This window comes from Candidatus Jordarchaeum sp., from assembly GCF_052745115.1.
The window spans coordinates 1-6645 of sequence record NZ_JBRAKS010000214.1; the positions used below are offsets into that span (position 1 = coordinate 1).

A 6645-nucleotide genomic window follows, 5' to 3' on the forward strand; every position below is an offset into this window, starting at 1 on the left:
TAAAGAAACACCCAAAAAATAGCCCTAAAAATTCTGCGAATCTATCGCCAGGGGACTGCCACCGCTACTTCCCCTATATGTGGGTTTAGGCGCATTTTCCCTTTTAGCCCTCTTCCTCCCTCCTCATGGGGGTGTGATTGAACTTGTCCCCCTCAAGCCGCTCCATTTTTTTGAGCTGGTGGGGCCTCCTCCTGCTTGTTCTTTCAGCCAGGGTCTCTACGGATTTTAGTCGATGGGTTTATGCTTCACCTGAATTTTTGGAACTGTGGTGGCTGGTAGGCTTATCGCCCTTCGGCTGGTTCTGCCAGAGGTCTCCGGTTAAAGGACGTATCCCCCGGTGGCGGGGGCCCCGTGGAAAATGAGCTTCTGGAAGGGTGTCTCACTTAGAACTTAAGTATGTTCTTTTTTAACGGAGGAAATGGAGGAGAGGCTATTTTAAAAGAGTACAACACCTAGATATACGCAGAAAATCGTTCCGATCCAGCAGAGCAAGCCCTGAGAAAGAAATGCTGCTAATTTTGCCCCAACGCCGAATTCCTATAGCACTGTCTCTGTTAAATAAAGTGTAATATACCGGATAAATTTTTGGCATGATCTCTCTTCTATTTTTTAAATGAGTTTTAGGAATTTGTTAGGGTTTTTATTTTAAATTTCTAGATTCTAATTTCTTTAGAATTAACTATCAGATTAGGTAATATTAGCTTCTGATAAACTTTAGCGTATCCTTCTTCTTCGCTAATCACAGCGACAGGGATTTCTTTTTCTATTAAAGGTGCTATAAGTGATTCTTGTTTGTCTCTTATGCAACAATATATATCTACCGGAGTTCTTTTCCATATTCTGATTTTCCTTTGTAGAATATTTTTTAATTCATTTTCCTGTTCGTCGCTGATGTCTGTTATCATGTGTATCATCACTGATTCGTCTTTCGCATTTATCTCTTCAACGGGTATTTCTTGAATGTTTGGTATTATTATTGTTATTGTTTTGGTGGCTCTTCTTATCATATCAGTTATGTGGATGATTATTGATTCCTTGGTGACAAGGTGCCATGTTTTTTGGATTTCGTTTAGTTTTGATTTTTCTAGTTCTTTCCAAGCTGCAGTGAGGAGTTCAACTGTTTTATTTGTATCTTTTCTGGTTATTTCAAACAGTGTTGCAATTGCGGAAGATGTTTTGTTTATGTCGACCGTAATATCGTTTTTTGTTTTTTCAAGATTTGAGTTAAGATTTTCCTGGATTTTTTCTGTTATTTCTTTAAAATTGTTTTCGTGCTTAACTAGGTTTTCAACTAGTTTGTTTTGAATTTCTTCAGTTGTTTCTTTTAGTGTTTGGGAAAAATTGGTTAATGCCCCGGTTATTTTTTCTTGGGTTTCACTAATTGTTTTTTTATAATCTTCTAATTGATTTTGAATTAGTTGGGATGATTCTTCCTTAGAGATTAAAATTTTTTCTTTTAGCTCCTCTGAGTGTTCATTTAGGGATTCGATTAGACTAGTTTTAAGATATTCTGCTTGTTCTTCGCTTTTCTCGATCTGGTTATTTATTGTGCTACTTAATAAGTCCTTAGTTGCTTTTGATATTTCTTTTGTATTTTGGGAGCTTTGTTCAATAGTCTTTACTGTTTCCTCTTTTGTTGAATTTAGTATAGAGTTATTTTCCTGTACAATTTTTTGAATTGTTTCTTCTGTTTCAATTGTAATATTTTCTATACTTTTAAGTAGTTTTTCTTTTTGTTTCTCGATTAGATTGGTGATTTGATCGCTTAACATTTCAATTTTCATTTTATAATTCTCAAGTTCTAATTGAGTACTCTCTGATGTGTTATTGACAGCTCTCTCTTTTGCATCTCTGATAATTTTTATTAATTCTGAAACATTTTCAAGTACTGATTCACGGTTTTTATCCACTGTTTCTTTGATGTTTTTAATATTATCATTTAATGTGTTATTTGCTTCACTAAAAAGTATGGAGGCTATACGTTCTAAGGTTTGTTTTTCTTCATCGATTTTGTTATGTATGTTTCCAATCAGTTTTTCATGTTCTATTTTGGTTTCTTCTAATATTTTGTTGATTATAGAAGAAAAATTATTTTTAAGCTTGTTAGTTTCTTCTTCTAAATATTCTAGACTTTCTTGTATGTTTTGTTCCATAACATTTTTTAAATTGTTTATGGTTTTCTGATTCTCATCAAATGTATTATAGATATATTCTGATGATTCACTCTCAAGTTTTTCATCACTCTTACTAATTTGTTCAATCTTCTCATTTAAGGAACCATTGATAGATTTTTGGAGATTAGTAATCCTTTCTTGAAATTGTTGCACACTATCATTATATGTTGTTTCTATAACTTGTTTTAAGTTAAAGGTTTTCAATTCGAATTGGTCGATGTGCTGTTTAAAGCCCTCCATTATCCTACCATCTAGCTCATACGCTAATTGAGTGGACTGCTTTGATTGCTCAGTCAAAATATTTTCGGCATTTTCTACCAGTTCTGCCATACTCTGACTCATTGAAACTATTTCTTGATCAATGGTGTTAAGAAAGCTTTCCTTTACACCCTGCACCTCGGTTTCAAACTCAGAGACACGTTGGTCCAATGTCTCCTCAATGCTTACATTGAGTTCACCGGCATCCTGCTTGAAAGACTCCAAATTATTAGCAATCACTTTTGAAAAATTCTCTTTAATTTCATTAATCAAGTCGTAAAATCTGGCAATTATGCCTTCAACGATATTTGTGAACTGTTTCTGCAATAGCTCAAAACTTGTTGAAATCTGATCAAGTCTACTACCAATAATCTTTGAGGTCTGGACTTTTATTTCTTGAGCATAATTTTCAATTTCAATGATTCTCTTATCCAATTTGTTTTTGAACTCTTCTTTAAACAGCTCCACTTTTTTACTAATTTCTTCCAGATTAGCACTATAGGTTTCAGAGAATTTTTCTTGTAGTTTTTTGACCGCATTTTCAAATCCCTTTGTTTCCATGTCAATGCTTTTAACTAGATCTCTTGAAGTTATTTGAGCTGAGGTTAGTAGACTTGTTTTTGAATCATCGAATGATGAAAAAATAATATTCTGAATATTCTTTAGGTTATTATTGTATGTTCCGATTTCTAATTTTAAAAGATCTTTAACATCGTTTTGGATATCTAATAGTGTGGAGTTTATTCCTTCACTGTTTTTCTTAAATAATTCTTTTATTTTACCTTTTAATAGGGATTTCTGGTTTTCTTCAAGTGTGGAGGGAAGTATATCTGATAATTGACTCTCAAGGTTTTCATCGGTTTTTCTAATTAGTTCAATTTTTTTATTTAGAGAACCATGAATAGAATTTTGTAAGTTAGTGATACTTTTATCAAACTCTTTTACGCTGTTATTAATGGCGGTTTCTGTTACTTGTTTAACATTTGAAATTTTCAATTCGAATTGGTCGATGTGATGTTTAAAGCCCTCCATTATCCTACCATCTAGCTCATACGCTAATTGAGTGGACTGCTTTGATTGCTCAGTCAAAATATTTTCGGCATTTTCTACCAGTTCTGCCATACTCTGACTCATTGAAACTATTTCTTGATCAATGGTGTTAAGAAAGCTTTCCTTTACACCCTGCACCTCGGTTTCAAACTCAGAGACACGTTGGTCCAATGTCTCCTCAATGCTTACATTGAGTTCACCGGCATCCTGCTTGAAAGACTCCAAATTATTAGCAATCACTTTTGAAAAATTCTCTTCGGTTTCGTTCATTAAATCTTTGAATCTTCCGATTATGCCTTCAACGATATTTGTGAACTGTTTCTGCAATAGCTCAAAACTAACAGACATCTGATCAAGTCTACCACTAATGATCTCTGAAAGCTGTCTTTTTATCTCTTGAGAGTAACCTTCTATGTTAACAGTTCTTTTCTTTAGGGTGTTTTCAAATTCTTTTTTAAATAGTTCTGGCTTTTTTCTGACTTCTTCCAAATTAGTATTTAAGATATCAGAGAATTTTTCCCGAATCTTTGTAACATTATTTTCAAAACCTTTTATTTCTGAATCAATATTCTGAAACATGTTTTTCGAAACTGTTTCAGTGGAGTTTAATAGTTCCGATTTTGAATCATCTAAAGAAGTAAAAATGAGTTTTTTAACATTTTTTAGATTATTATCGAATGCTTCGAATTCTTTTTGAAGATTATTATCTATATCCCCTTGTATTTTGGTGAATATGGAGTTTATTTCTTCACTGTTTTGCTTAAACAATTCTGCTATTTTAGTTTTTAGATTTTCAACGGTTATGGTATTTATATTGAGTTGTTGGTTTAGAGCAGCTGTATAAAATTTTTGTAGATTGCTATAAGTCCCGGAAAAATTTTTATTTGCAACACTTACCGTGTTTCCAAATAACTTTTGGAAATTTTTATACTCCTTGCCTTGGGATTTCAAATACGATTCTAGATAATCATCGATCGATACACTAACCTCATCAATAATCGATGATACACGATTATATCCAGTATAAACTATTTCAGTTAACTTTTCTGAAATAAATTCCACATCTTTTTCATGCTTTCTATAAAGTTTGTTTAAAGCTTTGCTTGTCAATTGGTGAAAATTAGAGAGCGCCTTTGCAGTCTCTACTGAGTTTTCTAAAATTGTTTGTTTAACAATATTGTTAAGCACGTCTAAATTCTCTTCACGAATCTTGATTTGGTCCTGAAACGCTCTGTCCGTATTAGATAAGAGTTCCACAACATCGGTAGAAAAATCATTTTGATAATTATTTAAAATCGAAAAAGCTTTATCTTTTGTTTGGTTTACTAGCTCATCGAACTTTGATGACTGAACATCTAATAGTTCAAGGTTTTTTGCTTTTATCTGTTTTAGGTTATCTAAAATTATTTTGGAGTTTTCTGACAATGTTTTCTGGATATTTTTATTAAGATTTTTTAAATTGTCAGCATAATTCTTAAAGTTTGTATTAATTCTCTCTGCAAGATCTTTTTCTCTGCCCGCTTTTTCCTTCTCATTTTTCTCAATTTGTGTTTCTAGGATGCTTTGTAAACTATTTCTGTATTCTTTCATTCGATTGTTATAGAGTTCAGAATAGCCTTCAGTAATCTCGGATATTTCTTTTACTCTATTCTTTTCCTCCTTTCCCAAGGATTCAGAGATTTGAAGAGAAATTTGTTTAAGATTTTTATTTATCGCCATGTTTTCATTGCTAATATTAGCAAATTCTGTATCGATTATGGCTTTCACATCACTCTCCCAAGCAGCTACAGAATTTTCTAATTTAGTTAAAAATTCGCTAAACTTTTTATCCAAGGTTTCCTTAAAGCTTTTAGATTCTTTTTCAAACTTTTCTAGTGTCTCCTCAAGTGGCTTAAAAGGTGGAGCAATAGAGTACCTTAATACTACTCCTGGCATTTTTCTTACTATTTGCTGCTTTTCCAGTTTTTCCAGTAGAAATTCGACTTTGTCTACAGAAAGTTCAGAGTACACACTAATTTCTCCAGGTGTAAGAGTTCCATTTAGTAAAATAGTCTCATATAATTTGGCTTCCTCACTATTCAAACCAATAGTTTCCATTATTAATTGAGTTGCTGATGCGCCCATCTCCAACACCACATATTCTAGTGAATGAACATTTTAATCCCTAATTACAAAAAGGGTGAGCAGATAAAGAAAATATTTTATGCAGAAGGTGGCTGATTTATTTCTTTTATGATATTATTAATTAAATTAAATATTTCACTCACATTTCTAAACATTATATTACATTTTTGTTGAACACTTGGAGTTTTTATTTCAAGAACCAAATTCAGGGTATTATCTGAAAAGTAATCAGACACATATTCAGCGTTATTTAACAATTTTTGTTCATAATTTTTTATTACCCCTTTAATCTCTTTGACATTTTTATTTTTAGAGTTTAGGGGAATAAGTACATCTAAATACCAGAGTCCCTCAAACTCCTCTCTCAGCTCCAAATCTAATTTATATTTTTCTCGATAAATATTTATTAAGTCACTTATAATCCCCTTTGATTTTATAATAGTGTCTCGGGGATTAATAACCACGATATCACAAGAAAGATCAAAATAAAATAAACCATTATCTATTAAGACTAAAATATAATCCTCACCCACTGATGCCAAAACATCTGGAGTGGCTCTTTTGAACTCAATAAACAACTCTTTCGAGAGTTTTTCAACATTTCCCTCTCGTAATGGTCTTATTAGTCTTTCTCCTCCTCCAGAAAGAAGTTTTAGAAATTCTTTTATGGGCAAGACTGTATCAATAATTTTTGTTTTTGAGCTACCTTCTAAGTATGTATTAACATTACTCAATTGTTGTTCATAACAAAATTTTGGAAGATCCTTTGCATCAACTCCGAATCTCAACAGGAGATTCAAAAACTTACGATTGGGACATGCAGGACGAAGTACACACATCATCCTATTACTCATACAACGTTCACACTCTTCTTCCATAAACTCTAATAACATATTCACTAAATAGCCAACATTTACCTCGGTGTCGCCCTCCAATAATGATTCAACAAATTTATCTTTATATTTCCTATATTTACCGCGCAAGGTAATTCTAACTCTCCTAAATAATATAATATCATTTAATTTAATAGTTCCAATAT

3 protein-coding genes are annotated in these 6645 nt (G+C 32.3%); 1 reads left to right on the forward strand and 2 read right to left on the reverse strand.

The window, feature by feature from the left end:
* Positions 1-137 precede the first annotated feature (137 nt).
* Positions 138-362, forward strand: a complete 225-nt coding sequence (locus ACUVXA_RS13965; protein ID WP_445871890.1) for a hypothetical protein — start codon at positions 138-140, stop codon at positions 360-362.
* A gap of 291 nt (positions 363-653) precedes the next feature.
* On the opposite strand, the gene ACUVXA_RS13970 is transcribed toward ACUVXA_RS13965, so the two are convergent.
* Together ACUVXA_RS13970 and ACUVXA_RS13975 are read right to left on the reverse strand one after the other, a co-directional pair.
* The gene (locus tag ACUVXA_RS13970; RefSeq protein WP_445871891.1) at positions 654-5606 is read right to left on the reverse strand and encodes an apolipoprotein A-IV repeat region-like domain-containing protein; all 4953 of its coding nucleotides are present in this window, start codon (positions 5604-5606) and stop codon (positions 654-656) included.
* 77 nt (positions 5607-5683) lie between these two features.
* Positions 5684-6645, reverse strand: a 962-nt coding sequence (locus ACUVXA_RS13975; RefSeq protein ID WP_445871892.1) for a hypothetical protein, incomplete at its 5' end; no start/stop codon positions are given.

Bases quoted from the DNA above. Each gene is read 5' to 3' on its own strand.
- ACUVXA_RS13970 (WP_445871891.1), bottom strand. From the start codon at position 5,606: ATGGGCGCATCAGCAACTCAATTAATAATGGAAACTATTGGTTTGAAT.